This is a genomic window from Mycolicibacterium komossense, assembly GCF_025822605.1.
In the GTDB taxonomy this organism is placed as follows: Bacteria; Actinomycetota; Actinomycetes; order Mycobacteriales; family Mycobacteriaceae; genus Mycobacterium; species Mycobacterium komossense.
This window is the reverse complement of the sequence record NZ_JACKTY010000043.1, coordinates 39,660-55,835: the sequence shown is the minus strand read 5'-3', so window position 1 is coordinate 55,835 and position 16,176 is coordinate 39,660. Positions and strand designations below refer to the sequence as shown.

Annotated in this window: 18 protein-coding genes; 14 read left to right on the top strand and 4 right to left on the bottom strand. The window is 64.5% G+C overall.

From position 1 onward, the window contains the following. The first annotated feature begins 61 nt into the window (after positions 1-61). From H7J73_RS26545 to H7J73_RS26515, 7 genes are all read left to right on the top strand, one after another. Positions 62-565 carry a polyketide cyclase gene (locus H7J73_RS26545; protein WP_264070762.1) on the top strand — a complete coding sequence of 168 codons (504 nt, stop codon included), beginning with the start codon at positions 62-64 and terminating at the stop codon, positions 563-565. A 4-nt stretch (positions 566-569) separates the two neighbouring features. Beyond that, positions 570-1,436, top strand: a complete 867-nt coding sequence (locus tag H7J73_RS26540; protein WP_264070761.1) for an SDR family oxidoreductase — start codon at positions 570-572, stop codon at positions 1,434-1,436. Then, complete coding sequence (locus tag H7J73_RS26535) at positions 1,433-2,383, top strand: alpha/beta hydrolase (RefSeq protein ID WP_264070760.1); 951 nt, start codon at positions 1,433-1,435, stop codon at positions 2,381-2,383. The genes H7J73_RS26540 and H7J73_RS26535 overlap by 4 nt, the downstream gene beginning before the upstream one ends. 94 nt (positions 2,384-2,477) lie before the next feature. After that, a complete protein-coding gene (locus H7J73_RS26530) occupies positions 2,478-3,554 on the top strand; it encodes a hypothetical protein (RefSeq protein WP_264070759.1) in 1,077 nt (358 codons plus the stop codon). Positions 3,555-3,573: 19 nt separating this feature from the next. Next, the gene (locus H7J73_RS26525) at positions 3,574-4,356 is read left to right on the top strand and encodes an SDR family NAD(P)-dependent oxidoreductase (protein ID WP_264070758.1); all 783 of its coding nucleotides are present in this window, start codon (positions 3,574-3,576) and stop codon (positions 4,354-4,356) included. Further along, positions 4,356-4,832 carry a nuclear transport factor 2 family protein gene (locus H7J73_RS26520; RefSeq protein WP_264070757.1) on the top strand — a complete coding sequence of 159 codons (477 nt, stop codon included), beginning with the start codon at positions 4,356-4,358 and terminating at the stop codon, positions 4,830-4,832. The genes H7J73_RS26525 and H7J73_RS26520 overlap by 1 nt, the downstream gene beginning before the upstream one ends. 34 nt (positions 4,833-4,866) lie before the next feature. Beyond that, on the top strand, positions 4,867-5,658 hold the full coding sequence (locus H7J73_RS26515; protein ID WP_264070756.1) for an SDR family NAD(P)-dependent oxidoreductase: 792 nt from the start codon (positions 4,867-4,869) through the stop codon (positions 5,656-5,658). An 18-nt stretch (positions 5,659-5,676) separates the two neighbouring features. Here H7J73_RS26515 and H7J73_RS26510 read toward each other — a convergent pair whose 3' ends face one another. Continuing rightward, the gene (locus H7J73_RS26510; protein WP_264070755.1) at positions 5,677-6,261 is read right to left on the bottom strand and encodes a PaaI family thioesterase; all 585 of its coding nucleotides are present in this window, start codon (positions 6,259-6,261) and stop codon (positions 5,677-5,679) included. 125 nt (positions 6,262-6,386) lie between these two features. On the opposite strand from H7J73_RS26510, the gene H7J73_RS26505 reads away from it, so the two are divergent. Then, positions 6,387-7,052, top strand: coding sequence for a PadR family transcriptional regulator (locus H7J73_RS26505; RefSeq protein ID WP_264070754.1), 666 nt, complete (start codon positions 6,387-6,389; stop codon positions 7,050-7,052). Here the strand turns inward: H7J73_RS26505 and H7J73_RS26500 are convergent. Then, positions 7,049-8,755 (bottom strand): 3-ketosteroid-delta-1-dehydrogenase, encoded by a 1,707-nt coding sequence (locus H7J73_RS26500; protein ID WP_264070752.1) that lies wholly within the window; start codon positions 8,753-8,755, stop codon positions 7,049-7,051. The genes H7J73_RS26505 and H7J73_RS26500 overlap by 4 nt on opposite strands. A gap of 137 nt (positions 8,756-8,892) precedes the next feature. On the opposite strand from H7J73_RS26500, the gene H7J73_RS26495 reads away from it, so the two are divergent. Genes H7J73_RS26495 through H7J73_RS26485 form a run of 3 tightly spaced genes read left to right on the top strand, consistent with a single transcriptional unit; the run spans position 8,893 to position 10,935 of the window. Then, the gene (locus H7J73_RS26495; RefSeq protein ID WP_264070751.1) at positions 8,893-10,038 is read left to right on the top strand and encodes a 3-ketosteroid-9-alpha-monooxygenase, oxygenase component; all 1,146 of its coding nucleotides are present in this window, start codon (positions 8,893-8,895) and stop codon (positions 10,036-10,038) included. Next, positions 10,035-10,322, top strand: coding sequence for a ferredoxin (locus H7J73_RS26490; RefSeq protein ID WP_264070750.1), 288 nt, complete (start codon positions 10,035-10,037; stop codon positions 10,320-10,322). The genes H7J73_RS26495 and H7J73_RS26490 overlap by 4 nt, the downstream gene beginning before the upstream one ends. A 13-nt stretch (positions 10,323-10,335) precedes the next feature. Beyond that, positions 10,336-10,935: a TetR/AcrR family transcriptional regulator gene (locus H7J73_RS26485; RefSeq protein WP_264070749.1), complete on the top strand. Its 600-nt coding sequence runs from the start codon at positions 10,336-10,338 to the stop codon at positions 10,933-10,935. A gap of 22 nt (positions 10,936-10,957) precedes the next feature. Here the strand turns inward: H7J73_RS26485 and H7J73_RS26480 are convergent, their stop codons facing one another. Together H7J73_RS26480 and H7J73_RS26475 are read right to left on the bottom strand one after the other, a co-directional pair. Then, the gene (locus H7J73_RS26480) at positions 10,958-11,785 is read right to left on the bottom strand and encodes a 1-acyl-sn-glycerol-3-phosphate acyltransferase (RefSeq protein WP_435405586.1); all 828 of its coding nucleotides are present in this window, start codon (positions 11,783-11,785) and stop codon (positions 10,958-10,960) included. A gap of 9 nt (positions 11,786-11,794) precedes the next feature. Further along, positions 11,795-12,298 (bottom strand): FAS1-like dehydratase domain-containing protein, encoded by a 504-nt coding sequence (locus tag H7J73_RS26475; protein ID WP_264070800.1) that lies wholly within the window; start codon positions 12,296-12,298, stop codon positions 11,795-11,797. A gap of 75 nt (positions 12,299-12,373) precedes the next feature. Here H7J73_RS26475 and H7J73_RS26470 point away from each other — a divergent pair, with 75 nt between their 5' ends. Genes H7J73_RS26470 through H7J73_RS26460 form a run of 3 tightly spaced genes read left to right on the top strand, consistent with a single transcriptional unit; the run spans position 12,374 to position 16,058 of the window. Continuing rightward, positions 12,374-13,198 (top strand): class I SAM-dependent methyltransferase, encoded by an 825-nt coding sequence (locus H7J73_RS26470; RefSeq protein WP_264070748.1) that lies wholly within the window; start codon positions 12,374-12,376, stop codon positions 13,196-13,198. A gap of 11 nt (positions 13,199-13,209) precedes the next feature. Continuing rightward, positions 13,210-13,758 carry an alpha-L-rhamnosidase-related protein gene (locus H7J73_RS26465; RefSeq protein ID WP_264070747.1) on the top strand — a complete coding sequence of 183 codons (549 nt, stop codon included), beginning with the start codon at positions 13,210-13,212 and terminating at the stop codon, positions 13,756-13,758. 56 nt (positions 13,759-13,814) lie between these two features. Beyond that, complete coding sequence (locus tag H7J73_RS26460; protein ID WP_264070746.1) at positions 13,815-16,058, top strand: glycoside hydrolase family 3 C-terminal domain-containing protein; 2,244 nt, start codon at positions 13,815-13,817, stop codon at positions 16,056-16,058. Positions 16,059-16,176 lie beyond the last annotated feature (118 nt).

The following is a 16,176-nucleotide window of genomic DNA, read 5'->3' as shown; positions in this document are numbered from 1 at the left end:
GTGGTCCACTGATCGGGCATCACTGGTGTTTCCGGCGACACAGTCGAGAAGACTGCCTGCCATGAGCAACGAGATCACGCTGTCCGAGGTCCAGGAATTCATCGCCGGCTTCTGGTACCACTACGATCAGGGCCACTTCGACGAGCTGGGCGCTCGTATCGGCGACGAGATGGAGTACCTGAGCCGGTCGGACTCCGGTAACTGCGCTTTCGAGCATCTACTCGCAGCCGAATTACACGGTGGCGCCGAAACTCTCGAATGGCTCATCGCGCACCGCAACGAAAACCCCTATCCGCTGCGCCATCACGCCACCAACTTGTTCCGTACGGGTACCGGCACTGGACCTGATGGCGAAGTCACCACGGTGCGCTTCTACCTGTACGTCAATCAGGTCACCAACTCGGTGCCCTTCGCTGTCTCCAGCGGTATCGTCGACGCCGGTATCCGGCGCGGTGCAACCGGGTTGGTGTTGACCTCACTGAGAGTCGTTCTAGACGCCGAGGATTCGATCCCGTTCGCCGAGCACAGCGCGAAAGCCGCTGCTACCGCCCCGGCAGGCTCGTAACCCGATGTCGGCCAGAGACCTCTACTCCGGCGGCGTCGCCGTCATCACCGGTGCCGGCGCGGGCATCGGCGCCGGGTTGGCTCGCCACGCCAGTTCGCTCGGGATGACCGTGGTGCTCGCCGATATCGATGCCGGCGCCGCGGACGCGCTGGCCGGCGAACTTAACGCCGCCGGTGGTCACGCGGTGCCGGCCGTCTGCGACGTGCGCGACCCGGACTCCGTGGCCGCGCTGGCCGAGCGCGTCTACGCCGACGTCGGTCCGGTACGGCTGCTGGTCAACAACGCCGGCGTCGAACAGTTCGGGTACCTGTGGGATACCCCGGTCGCCAACTGGAATCGGGTGGTCGACGTCAACGTCAGTGGGGTCTTCCATGGAATTCGCGCGTTCCTACCCAAGATGATCGAGGCGGGCCACCCTTCGTGGGTGTGGAACCTGTCCTCGATCGGTGGCGTCGCCGTCGTCCCCCTGCAGGCGCCCTACATCATGAGCAAACATGCCGTGCTCGCGCTGACCGAATGCCTTGCACTGGAGGTTGCCCACGCCGGTCATGACCACATCCACGTCCAGGCCGTGTTGCCGGGCGCGGTCGTGTCCAATATCTTCGAATCCGCCGGCGGCGTCGACGGGGACGGCAGCGATGTCGAGGCCGCCGAATCCCAGCGTCTGGCGATGCTCGACATCAAGGCGGAGGCGATGGATCCCGTCACCGCTGCGCAGGTGGTGTTCGACCAGGCTGCCGAAGGCCGCTTCTATCTACTCACCCAGCCCGACTACGTCGGGGCGGCGATGACCGAGCGCGCCAATGTCCTTGCCAGTCAACGGGCGCCGATACTGCGGACGGCGCGCCGATTCGATCCAGCGACGCAATGACCAGGACCCGACCCCCACTGGACCCCGACGCCGCCGCCCGAGTTGCGGCATTCGGAGTCGTGCCGCCGATGCGCCAGCGGGGCTTGGCCGCCGTCCGGGACGGTCTCGAGTCGGCTCCCCTGCCCGACACCATGCCTCCGATGGAGGCCATCGAAGATCGCATGGCGCCCGGCCCGTCAGGTCCGATCCCCCTGCGCATCTACCGACCCACCACTGACGCCAGTTCCGCTGTCGTGCTGTATTTCCACGGCGGCGGAATGGTGTTGGGCTCCAACCACTCCTTCGAACCACTGGCCAGGATGTTGGCCGCGGCCAGCGCCGCGACCGTGGTGTCGGTCGATTACCGGCTGGCACCGGAAAATCCCCCGCCGGCGCAGTTCGACGATGCCTACACCGCTACGACGTGGGTGGCCGATAATGCCGAGACGCTCGGCGTCGATGCCACTCGGCTCGCGGTGGCCGGTGACAGCGCGGGTGGATCGTTGGCAGCCGCGGTGGCCCTGGCGGCCCGCGACCACGGCGGGCCCAGGATCTGTGCCCAGGTGCTGATGTATCCAGGCCTGGACCGCGACATGGCCGCTCCGTCGATCACCGCACTGCCCGACGCACCGATGCTCTCGCTCGACGACATCAACTACATGCACAACCTGGCCGATACCGGGGCAGGAGCACCGCACGACGAATACCGGGTACCCGCCTATGCTGCCGATCTATCCGGGCTGCCCGCGGCGATCATCGCCACCGCCGAATCCGATCCGATCCGGGATTGGGGCGAACGGTACGCAGCCCGGCTCTGCGAAGCCGGGGTGCAGACCACTTTGACCCGCTATCCCGGTGTCTACCACGGGTTTTTGATGCGCGCCGACGCGACGGCCCGCGGCCGGCTGGCGATCGCCGAGATCGGCGCGCTGCTCCGGGCGAAATTCGCCCACCCCTTGCCGTTTTGACCCAGCTGATGTCCCGGTCACCGGACCGCGCAGCTTCCCGACGCTGAGATTCACCACACAATCGACCCACTAACGAACGACCAGAGGAGACTCCATGCTCACCGATGAACGGCGGATGGCGCTGTCCGACGTCCTGCGACCCGCCTCACCGCCCGTCGAGGTCAGCGACGTCTACACCGATGACCAGCGGGAGCGGCTCCTTGACGTCGTCCGCACGCAGGGTCCGTGGAACCTGATCATCGCCCAGCACTTCGCCTCTGCCGACGAGTTGATGGCCACCATGAGTGGCGCGTTCCCCGAGGGCTTCACCCCGTCGCTGGACATGTTCCTCACCCCGACTTTCCGCGGCTACCTCGCCAACTACGGCGCCGTGCTGTACCCCGAATTGCACGACGTGTTCTACAACGAGGCGTTCCTCAGTCAGGCGAAGTCCTACTGGAATGCCGAGTACGCCAAACCAGAGTTGATGCTGTTCAACATCAACGGCCCTTGCGCAAACCGCGATCCCGGGCATCTGGACTCGCCGAGCTTCCGCGGCGTGCGCCACGAGAACGCACCCACCTGGCTGTGCAGCGTGATGGGTAAGTCGGGTCTGTTCACCGACTATCTGATCAAGATGGCCCAGGTGATCACCTGGTTCTCCCATGACGAAAACAGTGGCTTCACCTACTGGCCCGAGGGGCCACTGCGGGCGCCGGGTCGCCTGCTCCCCCCGGTATACAACCGTGGCGTGGTGGTCCAGAACGAGATGATGATGCACCGCGGGGAGGCCAACGGCCCACTGGAACAACAGATGCCGGCCGGCCTGGCGTTCGACACCGTCTTCACAGGTGATCCACAGGACCGAGATCACTGGCTGCTCAAGAACGATGACAAGGTGATCGCCCGGCACCACACCGACGAGCTGCGCTTCCTGGTGCACTGGTCGGCTGAGGTGTTCGCAGACCTCGACGAGCTGAAGAAGAACATGGACGGGTCTGACGACCTCACCATCGACAAGGCGATCGACATGCTGGTCGACAACCTCGCCAAGACCGGTATCAAACTCGACATCCCGAGTGCCCCTCTGCACGATCCCGAGTTCATCGGTGCGCTCAACGCCGCCTACGATCCCGGCGCTCCGGCTGTGTACCCGGACGAGGCACCGCTGAGCGCTTTTCAGTTGGCCTGACCCGGAAGAGACGGAAACCATGCAGCGATTCACCGATCGAAAAGTCATCGTGACCGGCGCCGGCTCAGGGATCGGCGCAGCTACGGTGGCGCGCCTGCTCGACGAGGATGCCACCGTTGTGGCGTACGACGTGTCCGAGGCAGGACTGGCCGCCACTACCGCCGCCGCCGACGAGGCGGGCAACGGAAAGCGGCTCACCACAGCGGTTCTCGACATATCGTCCGAGGGCGCGGTGGCCGCGGCCGTCGACGCAGCGGTGACTGATCTCGGTGGTCTCGACGTTCTGGTGAACGCCGCCGCGATCCAGCGCTGCGCCCATACTCACGAGCACACGCTGGCCGACTGGAACGACACGCTGGCGGTGAACCTGACCGGGACGTTTCTGATGACCCGCCAGGCACTCCCGTCGCTGCTGGAGTCCGGTCACGGCGTGGTGGTGAACTTCACCTCTACCGCCGCGTCGTTTGCGCATCCTTACATGGCGGCCTACGCCGCCAGCAAGGGCGGCGTCTTGGCGTTCACTCACGCCTTGGCACTCGAGTACTCCAAGCAGGGGTTGCGCGCGGTCAACATCCAGCCCGGTGGTGTGGCAACAGCTTTGGCGATGTCGACCCTGGACAAGATGCCCGAAGGCTATGACATCGGGCTCTGGGCCAAACAGACCCCATTGATCGGTGGCCGGGACAACGAGATCCTGGGCGATCCCGGTGCGGTCGCCGCGGTGATCGCCATGGTTGCCTCCGACGACGGCCGGTTCATCACCGGTACCGAAATCCGTGTCGACGGGGGCGCACACGCCTAATGCCCGAGGCCACACGTGACAGGAACTCAGGCATCCAAACACTGCTCGACGAACGCGATATCCACCGCGCGCTCGCCCGGTTCGCACGAATCGCCGATACCAAGAGGTTTGATTCGTTGACGGAGGTGTTTGCCGATGACGTCCAGTTCGACTATGGCTCAGGACAAGTCGAGCAGGGCCTCGCCGCACTGCGAGCGCTGATGAGCCACCATCTGGATCATTGCGGTGGAACTCAGCATCTGATCGGTAGCATCTTCGTGGACGTCGATGGCGACCGCGCGGTGAGTCACGCTTACGTTCAGGCGCGGCATCAGCGCGTCGGCGACTTCGTCGGGCCCGTGTTCGATTCGAATGGCGAGTACACCGACCAGTGGGAGCGGCGCGCCGAGGGATGGCGCATCGTGCGACGAGACGCCTCCTGGGCGATGAATACCGGCGACCCAACAATTCTCAGCGCAAACGGCGAGCTCGGCTGAACCCCGAGGCATACCCCATCTGAAGGACTCCATCATGGACTTCGCCGAGCGGGTCTTCGTCGTGACGGGCGGCGGCAACGGGATCGGACGCCAGGTGGTGCTCGAACTGGCGCGTCGAGGCGCTCGGGTAGCCGCAGTCGACCTCGACGAGCAGGGCCTGATCGAAACTGAGCGTCTTTCGCGGACAGCGAGGGGCGCCGTGTCGACGCACACCGTCAACGTCACCGACCCGATCGCAGTCGCAACCCTGCCGGCCGCAGTCACCGACGCGCACGGACAGATCGACGGTGTGGTGAACATCGCCGGCATCATTCACCGATTCGTGCCCGTCACCGCACTGTCCGACGACGAGATCGACCGCATCATCGATGTGAATTTCTGGGGAACGGTGACAATGTGCCGGACATTCCTGCCGATCCTGCTGCAGCGCCCGGAGGCCAATCTGACCAACATGTCGAGCTTGGCCGCGTTGGTCCCCTTCGCCGGTCAGACCCTCTACGGTGCCAGCAAGGGTGCGGTCAAGCAATTCAGCGAAGGTCTCTACGCCGAGCTTCTCGACACCGATATCCATGTCGTCACCATCTTTCCGGGCAACGTCAGTACCGATCTGACGGGGAACTCCGGGGTGCAGAAGCTCGACACCGGCACCCGCAAGGTGCGTTCCACGACACCCGAGGTGGCAGCGAAGAGCATCGTCGATGGCATCGCCAAGGACGCTTTCCGCGTGTTGGTCGGTACCGATGCTCGTCTGCTCAACGCTCTGACGCGCATCTCGGCGAGACTCACCACGCGATTCATTGCCAAGCAGATGAAGTCGGTCCTCTAGCTCGCTGGGGGGACTCGGCTACGACTTAGGGTGGATGAAGACCCCTTCGGCCTGCACCGTGACGCCCTGCTCATCGCTGATCTCCCCGGCGGCAAAGGTTTTGACTCCCTCGACCCGCACCACGCGCGCCTGCGCCCGTAGCGGGCCCAATGGTGTTCCCCGCACGTACCGAAGAGTGAGGGTTCCGGTGTAAGCGGGCCGGCCGGGCTGATGGGCAGTAGCGCCTAGCACATGGTCGAGCACCATGGCGCTGATCCCGCCGTGCACGTGCCCGGCTGGACCTTCGAAGGCCGCCCCGAGTTCGAACTCCGTCCACACCTGCCCGTCTGGCTCGTGATGTATGACCAGAGGTGGCGCGACGGGATTGCGGATACCGATGACGACGTTGCCCCACGCGCTGCCCTGACCATCGGAAATCGTCCGCAAGCCGAACGCGCCGGGCATCAGCGCCCTGCTGAGCTCATGCGCAGCGGTGTCGATGAGTGCTCGAGCCTTGAGCACAGTGGCGGCGTCAACCTCGGTGCGGATGGTGACATCGATGAGCTCGCGGACCGAGCTGGCCAATGGCTCGTATACGGCAGCGAGCGCGGGCAGCTCAGTCATCGGTCTCCGTCGTCGGTGTCGTCGGTGGTGGCAGGCTGACCGATAACCACGACGGTCCGCAACATGTTCTCCCGGCCAGCGGTCAGCACACCTTCCCCGGGGTTACACATTGTTAGTCTTTCGACATGGCAGACGAGGATCCCGCAGCAAAGGCGACGCTGGCCGCGACCAGCTGGGCCATCCTGGCCATTCTGTCACCCGAGAGGGAACTTTCCGGGTACGACGTGAAGAAGGTGACCGAGTGGAGCATCCGGTACTTCTACTGGAGCCCTCAATTCAGTCAGATCTACGCTGAGCTCAAGAAGCTCGAGAAGCTCGGGCTGGTCACCTCGCGGATGGATCACGACAACGGTGCCCGCAATCGCCGCCTCTACAAGATCACCGCGGCAGGACTCGAAGCGGTGACCAGGTGGGCCAACGACACTCCGGCCGAGCCGCCCATGCTCAAACACAGTGTGTTGTTGCGAGTGGCGTTCGGAAACCTCGCCGGCCCAGAGAAGCTCAAGGATCTGCTGCAAGAGCACGTCGAATTCGCCGAAGACATGCTGCGGCAGGCGACACATGACGCCCAGGTCGCCGAAACAGTGGATGCGTGGGCCTACTCGCGGCTGGCACTGCAATGGGCGTCGCGTTACTACGCCAGCGAGCGTGAGCTTGCCTTGCAGATGATGAAGGACCTCGACGAGGCTGAGGAGGCATTCGGCCGTTCGGGAGGCCCCGGCAGCGCCCCCGCTCCGCGGTACTGGGACGAGATCGGAGAGAAGGTCAACGTGGAGGGCAAGCAGGCTTAGCGAGCTGCGGCCGCGTCCCGGGCTGCGATATAGCCGAAGACCAGGCCCTGGGCGATCGTTGCCCCAGCGCCCGGGTAGGTGGCACCGAACACGTTGGCGGCAGCATTGCCCAGTGCGTAAAGACCCTCGATCGCCGTGCCGTCTTCGCGCAGCACCCGAGCGCGGTCGTCGGCCCGCAGGCCACCGCACGTCCCCAGATCGCTCAACACCATCTTGACCGCGTAGAACGGGCCCTGGGTCAGCGGCCGCAGATTCGGGTTCGGAGTCACCGTCGGGTCGCCGTAGTAGCGGTCATAGGCGCTTTGCCCGCGACGGAAGTCGGGATCGTCACCAGCGTAGGCCCCGTCGTTGAATCGGGAGATGGTGTCCAAGAACCGTTCTCGCGGCACCCCGATCTGGCTGGCAAGGTCACCCATGTCTTCGGACTTGTGGGCGATACCGGCGTCGTACCAGGCCTGCGGGATCGGCATTCGCGGAAAGAGTTCCGCGGCAAACACATAACCGTTGCGGTACTGCTGATCGAAGATGATCCACATGGATTCAACTGGACGCCCGGCGCGCTCCCTGGCCAGGACACTCTGGCCGAAGGACATGTAGTCAGCCGACTCGTTGGTGAAACGCTCCCCGTCTTGGTCGACGATGAGCGAGCCGGGTAGCGATCGCTCGGCCAGCATGACTGCCGGCGACCCCCCCGGAAGCGGGGAGACCGCGGGAAACCACCAGGACTGCTCCATCAGATCGATGGCGGCGCCGACTTCCTGGCCGATCCGGATCGCGTCGCCGGTGTTGGTCTCCGCGCCCAGGCTGGCATGCGGCTGCAACGCCTCGGACTGGAACTTCCATCGCATATCCATGCTGTGGTCGAATCCACCGGCGGCCAGCACAACGCCGCGTCGAGCGGTAATGGTGTAGTCCTTACCGTCCTGTTCCACCACCGCGCCGGTGACCTTGCCGGCCTCGGTGATCAACTGGGTCAGAGTCGTGTCCGTCCAGACAGGTATCCCGGCCTTGAGAACACCCGAGAACAGCCCGGCCGCCAGAGCCTGCCCACCCGCGACGTAATGCCGGCCGAGCAGCAGCCCTCCTACGCCCTGCGCCAGCCGCTTCGCGACCAAGGGCAGCCCCTTCCTCGGCACCCGCGCCATCAGGTTGAGCCAGCGGTAGTCGGCACCGGTGGTCGGCATGGGAACAGACACCTTCATGACTCCCTCACGGAGCCGAGAGCGGTATTCGCCGAGTATCGAGGTGTCCAACGGGCGGCATTCACAGGTACGACCCGCGGCCGAACCCCCTGGCGCTTCGGGGTGGTAGTCCGAGTAGTCCTTGGCCCAGAACAGGCGTATCGGCGTGGTGCGCCGCAACATCTCCACAGCTGGAGTCAGGTTGGCGAGGAACGCGGCACCTCTCGAAGCCGACGTGCTCTCTCCCACAACAGACTTGAGATAGGTGCCGGCGCGTTCGGCGGTGTCACCGGCACCGGCCTCGGCCAGCACCGGGCTGGCGGGCAACCACACTGCACCACCTGATCGCGCGGTGGATCCGCCGATGACGGACGACTTCTCCACGATCAGCACGGACAAACCGCTTTCGTGGGCCGCGAGGGCCGCTGCCATACCGCTGCCCGATCCGACGACCAGCAGGTCAACGGTGGTGTCGCCCACGGGCAGTCCGGAAGGGATCGTCGAAGAATGCGGAGTCGTCACGAGCGAAACCTAGGTCAGTCCGTTCACCCAGTGACATCGCTGTCCTGATGAGCGGAACACCGCCTGCAATCAACGCAGGATTCGCGATTGAATCACTTGCACTACCGACCCCCAGCCAAGCACAAGGACGGTCCAAGATGACCCCCGAAAGCCAGCGTGACGACGTTCGACTGATCGAGGCCGACGCGGCGCCGACCCGGTTCGCACGAGGATGGCACTGCCTCGGATTGACAAAGGCCTTCGGCGACGGAAAACCTCACCAGGTCAACGCTTTCGGCGAGAAGCTGGTGGTGTTCCGCGGCGCCGACGGCGTGATCAACGTCCTCGACAGCTACTGCAGGCACATGGGCGGAGACCTGTCCGGCGGCCAGGTGAAAGGCAACGAGATCGCCTGCCCGTTCCACGACTGGCGCTGGGGCGGCGACGGCCGATGCAAGAACGTGCCGTACAGCCGCAGAGTCCCTCGCCTGGCCAGGACGGCCACGTGGACCACCCTGGAGCAGGACGGAATGCTATTTGTCTGGAACGATCCCGAACGCAAAGCGCCTCCGGCCGATGTCACCATCCCCCGTATCGAAGGGGCAACGAGCGACAACTGGACCGATTGGCATTGGTACACCACGGTCGTCAACACGAACTGTCGCGAAGTCATCGACAACGTCGTCGATATGGCCCACTTCTTCTATATTCACGGTTCGCTGCCCACCCATTTCAAGAACATCTTCGAAGGGCATGTAGCGACTCAGTACATGAAGAGCGGCAGTCGCCCCGACCTGCACGGCACGGAAGGTGCCAAAATGCTTGGCACGACGTCGTTGGCGTCGTATCACGGACCGTCGTTCATGATCGATGATCTGATCTACCACTACGAGGCCAGCGATCAGCGCACGGTCTTGATCAACTGCCACTACCCCATCGACGCGAATTCCTTTGTGCTGCAGTATGGCATCGTCGTGGAGAAGTCCGAATTCCTACCCGAAGAACTCGCCATCCAAACCGCCGTCGCGCTCGGTGACTTCGTCAAGATGGGCTTCGAACAGGATGTCGCCATCTGGCGCAGCAAGGCGCGTATCGACAACCCTCTGCTCGTCGAAGAAGATGGCCCGGTGTATCAGCTGCGACGCTGGTACGAACAGTTCTACGTTGACGCCGCCGACGTGACACCGGATATGGTCGACCGCTTCGAATTTGAACTCGACACGACCCGCCCCAGTGAGGCGTGGATGAAGGAGATCGAGGACAACATCGCCGCCAAGGCCGCGGTGTCGGAAGCAGCGGGATGACGCTGCGCCCCGACAACCGTCTTGACGATGCGCCGATGACGACGGTGCAGTGCCAACGTTGCGCGGCGGGCGTCCAGGTCCGCAAGAGCAGCTGGAGTCAGACCAGCGTGCAGTGGGACGCCGTGGCGTCGGCGGGGTGTGTCGAGCGCAAAGACGCCGAGCGGCTGGCTCCCTACGGAGGTGGCGGGCTTTTCCTGGCGTGTTCGGCACTCAGTGCGTCCATCGTCCGCGCCGCCCGCCGCGGTGAAGTGAAGATTGTCGACGAACAGCTCTCAGCGACATAGGCCGGATGCATCCGTGGTTTTGACTCCCGTTCAGCAACAGCGCCGCGCGAGCATTGTGATCGCGGCCCTGGATCTGGCGGCCGGCGGCTACGACGCCGTTCACATCCGCACGGTGGCAGGACGAGCTGAGGTCGCGGCAAGCACGGTTTACCAATACTTTTCGTCGAAAGACGACCTACTGCTGTCATGCTTGCACTACTGGCTCACCGCCTACACATTCGTCGCTCCACCGATTCCAGGTGGCGGCACTGCGGTCCCCTATCAACGACTGCTTCCCCTGATCACAGATGTCACCGAGGGTCTGTGTGCGATGCCTCGCCTCGCCGAAGCGCTTGTGCGGGCATATCTCTACGCAGATGGAGCCGCCGCGGAGAACGCAGCCCTCGTCCGGCAAGCGCTCAGCCAGATGTTCACGGACGCGATCGAGGCCAAGCCGCAGACCCTGCGCGACGAGCAGGTCGGTGAGTTGCTCACCGACGTCTGGACCGCGAACATCATTGCCTTCGTCCAGAATCGCGTCTCGGTGGACGGCCTGTTACGCCGGCTGGAATGCGCAGTCGCAACAATCAGCCTCAGCGAGCACCGACTTGTGCCTGCGGCTCTCAGCCGTTGACAACGCAGCGATACTCCCCTACCTATTCGGGCGGCAGGCAGGCACGATGCCAGGCCAAGGGATTCAATTCCCGGTAAGGATCATCGCGGCGGAGTTGCAGGAGTTCGTGGAGAATCTTCTCAAGTGATTCCTGCGTCCGCTGCTTCACGGCGCTGACCCAGTTCTCGTCGGAGACGCCTGCGGGCGGGGCAGTGTCGATCGGAGCGCCCAAACGGAGATACATGCGCTGCGGCAGGGGAATCAGCGTAGGGCCGATTCCGTGCATCAGGGGCATCGCCATGTCCGAGCGGCCGGACATCTTCTCGCTGAAGCTCTGGCTCAGCCGCCCCCACCAACCGCCTCGGGTCACCAGGTTGCGGTAGACGTCATCACCGCCGACGAGACCAACAGGCACGATCGGATACTCGTTCTCGGCGGCAACCCGGGCGAATCCGGCGCGGCCTTGCCAACACAGGGTATGCTCCTCGCCTTTGAATTTGGGAATCTCGCAACCACCGCCGGGAAACACCAAGATCGGTTCGCCGTGACGCATCAGTTCGCGAGCCGGCTCCGGTGCCCCGACCACGGCGCCCGCAGCTGCCAGCAGATCGCCGACGGGGCCGCCGATGCGGGCGATGGCCCGGTCCGTCAGCGGCCGCACCCGGGTGCCGATCTCCCGCCGAACGAAATACGGGATCAGCAGCGCCTCGGTACCAGCCTGGGTGTGGTTGCCCACCAACAGGACCCGCCCATTACCTGGCAGGTTGCCCAGCCCGTCGACGTAAGGGCGGTAATGTTCGCCGGCGCGCTCATTGCTGCCTCCCGGACTCTCGGGCCTTGATTGTTCGCCGTGCCGCTGCGGTCGAGGCAGCCAGGCGTGTCATCGCAATTGGTCCCTGAGCGACAGTGCAGGCGGGACGTCGCTTTCCGGGTCTTGATCAGGTTCACTGCGACCCGCCATGGTGGTGTAGTCCTCTTGGACCGTCTGGCCATTCTGGTTGCTGATGCGGCTTCGCAGCGTGAGAACATCCGCCCCGAAGGCCTGCCGAAGTGAGTCGATACGGATATGGCAGTAGAGCCTGTCGCCGGCCTTGATCGGCAGGAGGATCTTCAGACCCTGTTCGGCCTGAATGAGCTTCTCCTCCAAGATCGGGATATTCGCGTGGGCAAAGAACGCCATCTGAGCCCGGAGGCCAAAGATGGAAATGAAGGTCAGGGGCGCCAGAATCGCGTCATACCCCAGTGCGCGGGCAGCATCCTCGTCTGTGTAGGCGGCGTCCTCGTTCTTCACTGCAGCGGCATACTGGCGGACTTCTTCGCGCCCGACCACATAGTGATCCGGGTAGAGGTACGTCATGCCGACGATATCCGGGGACAGGGCCATGGTTTCCCAATTTAGCGGTTCTCCCGAGGCGAACATCGGCAGGTTCAGTTGCACTGCATCGGTAGCGTTGCTGGAATGGAACACCCAGCCGACGCCAGCATGCTGACCGGCGTCTCGGAAACGGCACTTCTGACACTCAACGGCAGGGCCCATCAGGCGCGTCATCCGCAGGCGATCATCGCCGACCCGATGGCGATTCGGCTCGCCGATGGGATCGAATTCGATTTCGACAAGTTCGGCCGCAAAGGCCAGGAGATGGCCTTGCGCTCGCTGGCCTTCGACAAAGTCACCATCGACTATCTGGGCGCACATCCAGCCGCCACTGTCGTCGCATTGGCCGAAGGCCTGCAAACCAGCTTCTGGAGACTCGACGCTGCTATCCCCGACGCTCAGTTTCGCTGGTTGACAGTGGACTTCGCTCCCGTCATCAAGCTGCGAGACCAATTGCTGCCCACATCCCCGAGGATTACCAACCTCGCGCAATCCGCACTGGACTACAGCTGGATGGACAAAGTCAATACTGACGACGGTGTTTTCATCACCGCCGAAGGCCTGCTGATGTACCTGCAACCCGAGGAGTCGATGGGATTGATCACCGAGTGCGCCAAGCGATTCCCCGGCGGACAGATGGTGTTCGACCTACCGCCCGTGTTGGTCAAGAAACTGGCCCCCAAGGGCATGCGAGCATCCCGTCGCTATCGGGTTCCACCGATGCCGTTCAGCCTGTCGGCGGCTCAACTGGCAGACCTGGCGAACAGCGTGCCCGGCATTCGGGCTGTGCATGACCTGCCGATGCCGAAAGGCCGCGGCTGGGCGTTCCACACGCTCTTTCCCGCGTTTTGGCAACTGCGTCTGACCAAGCAGTATCGCGGCGCATACACGTTGCTCGAGTTCGGCTGACTCGCTACCTGATGACCATGCGCTACCTGGTCGCCGCTGCGTTCTTGTGCCGTACGACCACGCAGATGGTCAGTGCGGCACGTGTTCTGGTGCATTCCGAGGACGCCGCCGAGTTCACGGATCTGGCGGCTCTGGTTAGGCGAGCGCTCCGCAACGAGTACGTCACTCCCGCTGGACGATTGGCCGGCGAGGCGGCAAGGCGTACGCGCTGGCGATTGCCTTCGACCTCCTCGATCCCGACCAGCGTCGTACCGCGGGCCGACGACTATCGCAGATCGTTGCCCGGTCCGGGTACCGCATCTCCACCGGCTTCGCCGGCACCCCGTTCGTCGCGGATGCGCTCCCTAGCACCGGCCACCTCGACGAGGCCTACCTTTTGCTCATGGAGCGTCACTGCCGGCGAGCACAGCTGCTCCTATCAGCTGGCTCAGCAGTACGGGGCCCGTCCGGAATTTGACTTCGCCACACACCTGCCCGGAATCCCCATCGACGCAACGGCGCCGGAAGCCGCGGCAATGTCACTGTCCACCGTCCTCGAATACATCCCCGGCGCGACATAGCAGCTCTCCGACGATCTCCATGCGGCCCTGGCCGCGTCCGCGGAAGGATCACACCCATGACCATCGATATCTCCCAGCTCACCCTCGAGCAGAAGGCATCCTTGCTTTCCGGCAAGGACTTCTGGAGCACCAAGAGCATCGACGAGGCCGGCATCCCGGCGATCGTGCTCACCGACGGACCGCACGGTGTGCGCCGCCAGGCCGAGGACGACGACCACCTCGGCATCAATACGAGCCTGCCGTCCACCTGCTTCCCCCCCGCTGTGGCCGTCGGCAGCAGCTGGGACCGCGACCTTGCGGCCCGCGTCGGCGCCGCCGTCGGCCGAGAGGCTCGCGCGTTCGGCGTCTCGGTGATCCTGGGCCCCGGCGTGAACATTAAACGCAGCCCGTTGTGCGGTCGCAACTTCGAGTACTACTCCGAGGACCCTTACCTCTCCGGAGTGCTGGGGGCCGCGCACGTGACCGGCCTGCAAGGCACCGGTGTCGGCGCATCGATCAAGCACTTCGCCGCCAACAACCAAGAGACCGAACGTATGCGCATCAGCGCCGACATCGATGAGCGCACCCTGCGCGAGATCTATCTACCGGCCTTCGAACGCGTGGTCACCGAGGCGAGGCCGGCCACGGTGATGTGCTCGTACAACAAGATCAACGACGTTTACGCCTCCCACAACCGGTGGCTTCTCACCGACGTCCTGCGCACGGATTGGGGCTTCGAGGGCGCCGTCGTCTCGGACTGGGGAGCGGTGAGCGATCGGGTGGCCGGGGTGGCGGCCGGAATGGACCTGGAGATGCCCGGCAGCGGTGGCGCCACCGACCGCCAGATCGTCGACGCCGTACGTGCAGGAAAGCTCGACGAGCAGCTCGTCGAGCAGGCAGTCGAGCGCGTGCTGGCGCTCACGAGGCTTCCGCACGACGCGACAGGCGAATTCGATACCGACGACCACCACGCACTGGCGCGCGAGGTCGCTGCCGACTCGATCGTCCTCCTCAAGAACGACGACGAGGTACTGCCCCTGCGGGAAAACACCTCGGTCGCCGTCATCGGCGCCTTCGCTGCGCAACCCCGCTTCCAGGGCGGCGGTAGCTCGCACCTCAACCCGACCCGCGTCGACGCCGCACTCGATGCCATCAGAGACCAGGCCCAGGCGCTCGGGGTGACGGTGGAGTACTGCGAGGGTTTCACCATCGCGGTCTCCGATCGCGGCGAACGCCTGCGGGACGAGGCCGTGCAGGCGAGCGGCCGCGCCGACATCGCGGTGGTCTTCGCCGGTCTCGGCGACCGACAGGAATCCGAGGGCTTCGACCGCGACACCCTGGCTCTGCCGGATGACCAGATCCAACTCATCCGCGCCGTCGCGGCCACCGCGGCGCGGACCGTCGTCGTGCTCTCCAACGGCGGCGTGGTGTCACTCGAGGGTTGGCACGACGGCGTGGATGCGATCGTCGAAGGCTGGCTACTCGGACAGGCCGGTGGATCGGCGCTCGCCGACGTGCTGTTCGGCCACGTCAATCCGTCGGGCCACCTGGCCGAGACGATTCCCCTTCGACTGCAGGACAATCCGAGCTGGCTCAACTTCCCCGGCGAGCAGGGCCACGTCCGCTACGGCGAAGGCGTGTTCGTCGGCTACCGCTACTACACATCGGCGAACACTCCGGTGCGCTACCCCTTCGGGCACGGCCTGAGCTACACGACCTTCTCCACCGACGCGCTGGTGCCACGAGCCACCGGCGATACGACGGCCGACGTCGAGGTCACCGTGACCAACACCGGTAACCGAACCGGCAAGCACGTCGTGCAACTGTATGTCGCCAGCGCGGCTACGACTGTCCGACGACCGGTCCGAGAGCTGCGTGCCTTCACCAAGGTCGAGCTGCGGCCAGGCCAGAGCACGACTGTGCACTTCACGTTGAACCGCCGCTCTTTTGCTCACTGGGACAACGACTTCGGCGGCTGGGTAGTGCCGGGCGGCACCTACTCGATCCAGGTCGGCGCGAACGCTTCCGAAGTGCTGCTCGACGAGCCAATCACCCTGACTGGTGACGCGATCCCGCACCGGCTGACACTGAACTCGACCGTCGGCGACTGGTTCGGTCACCCCGTCGTCGGGCCGCTGCTCACGCAGGGAATGTCCGCCGCCATGACCGACGCACAAGTCCTTCAGGCTCAAGATAATCCGGATCTGATGAAGATGGTGGAGTCGATGCCGATGCGACAGTTCATCACCTTCACCCAGGGCGCGATCCCGGTCGAGACCCTCGAGCAGCTGATGGCGCTCAGTACCGAGACGGACTCCTGAACGAGCTCCGTCGTCCAGGACATTTCGTCCGAGTACCGCTGCGCCGGCAATCACGTCGCCCTGAACTGCCCCGACGACGCCGGCTACCAAGCGCAGAGCGAGGCATCCGGGACTCCTC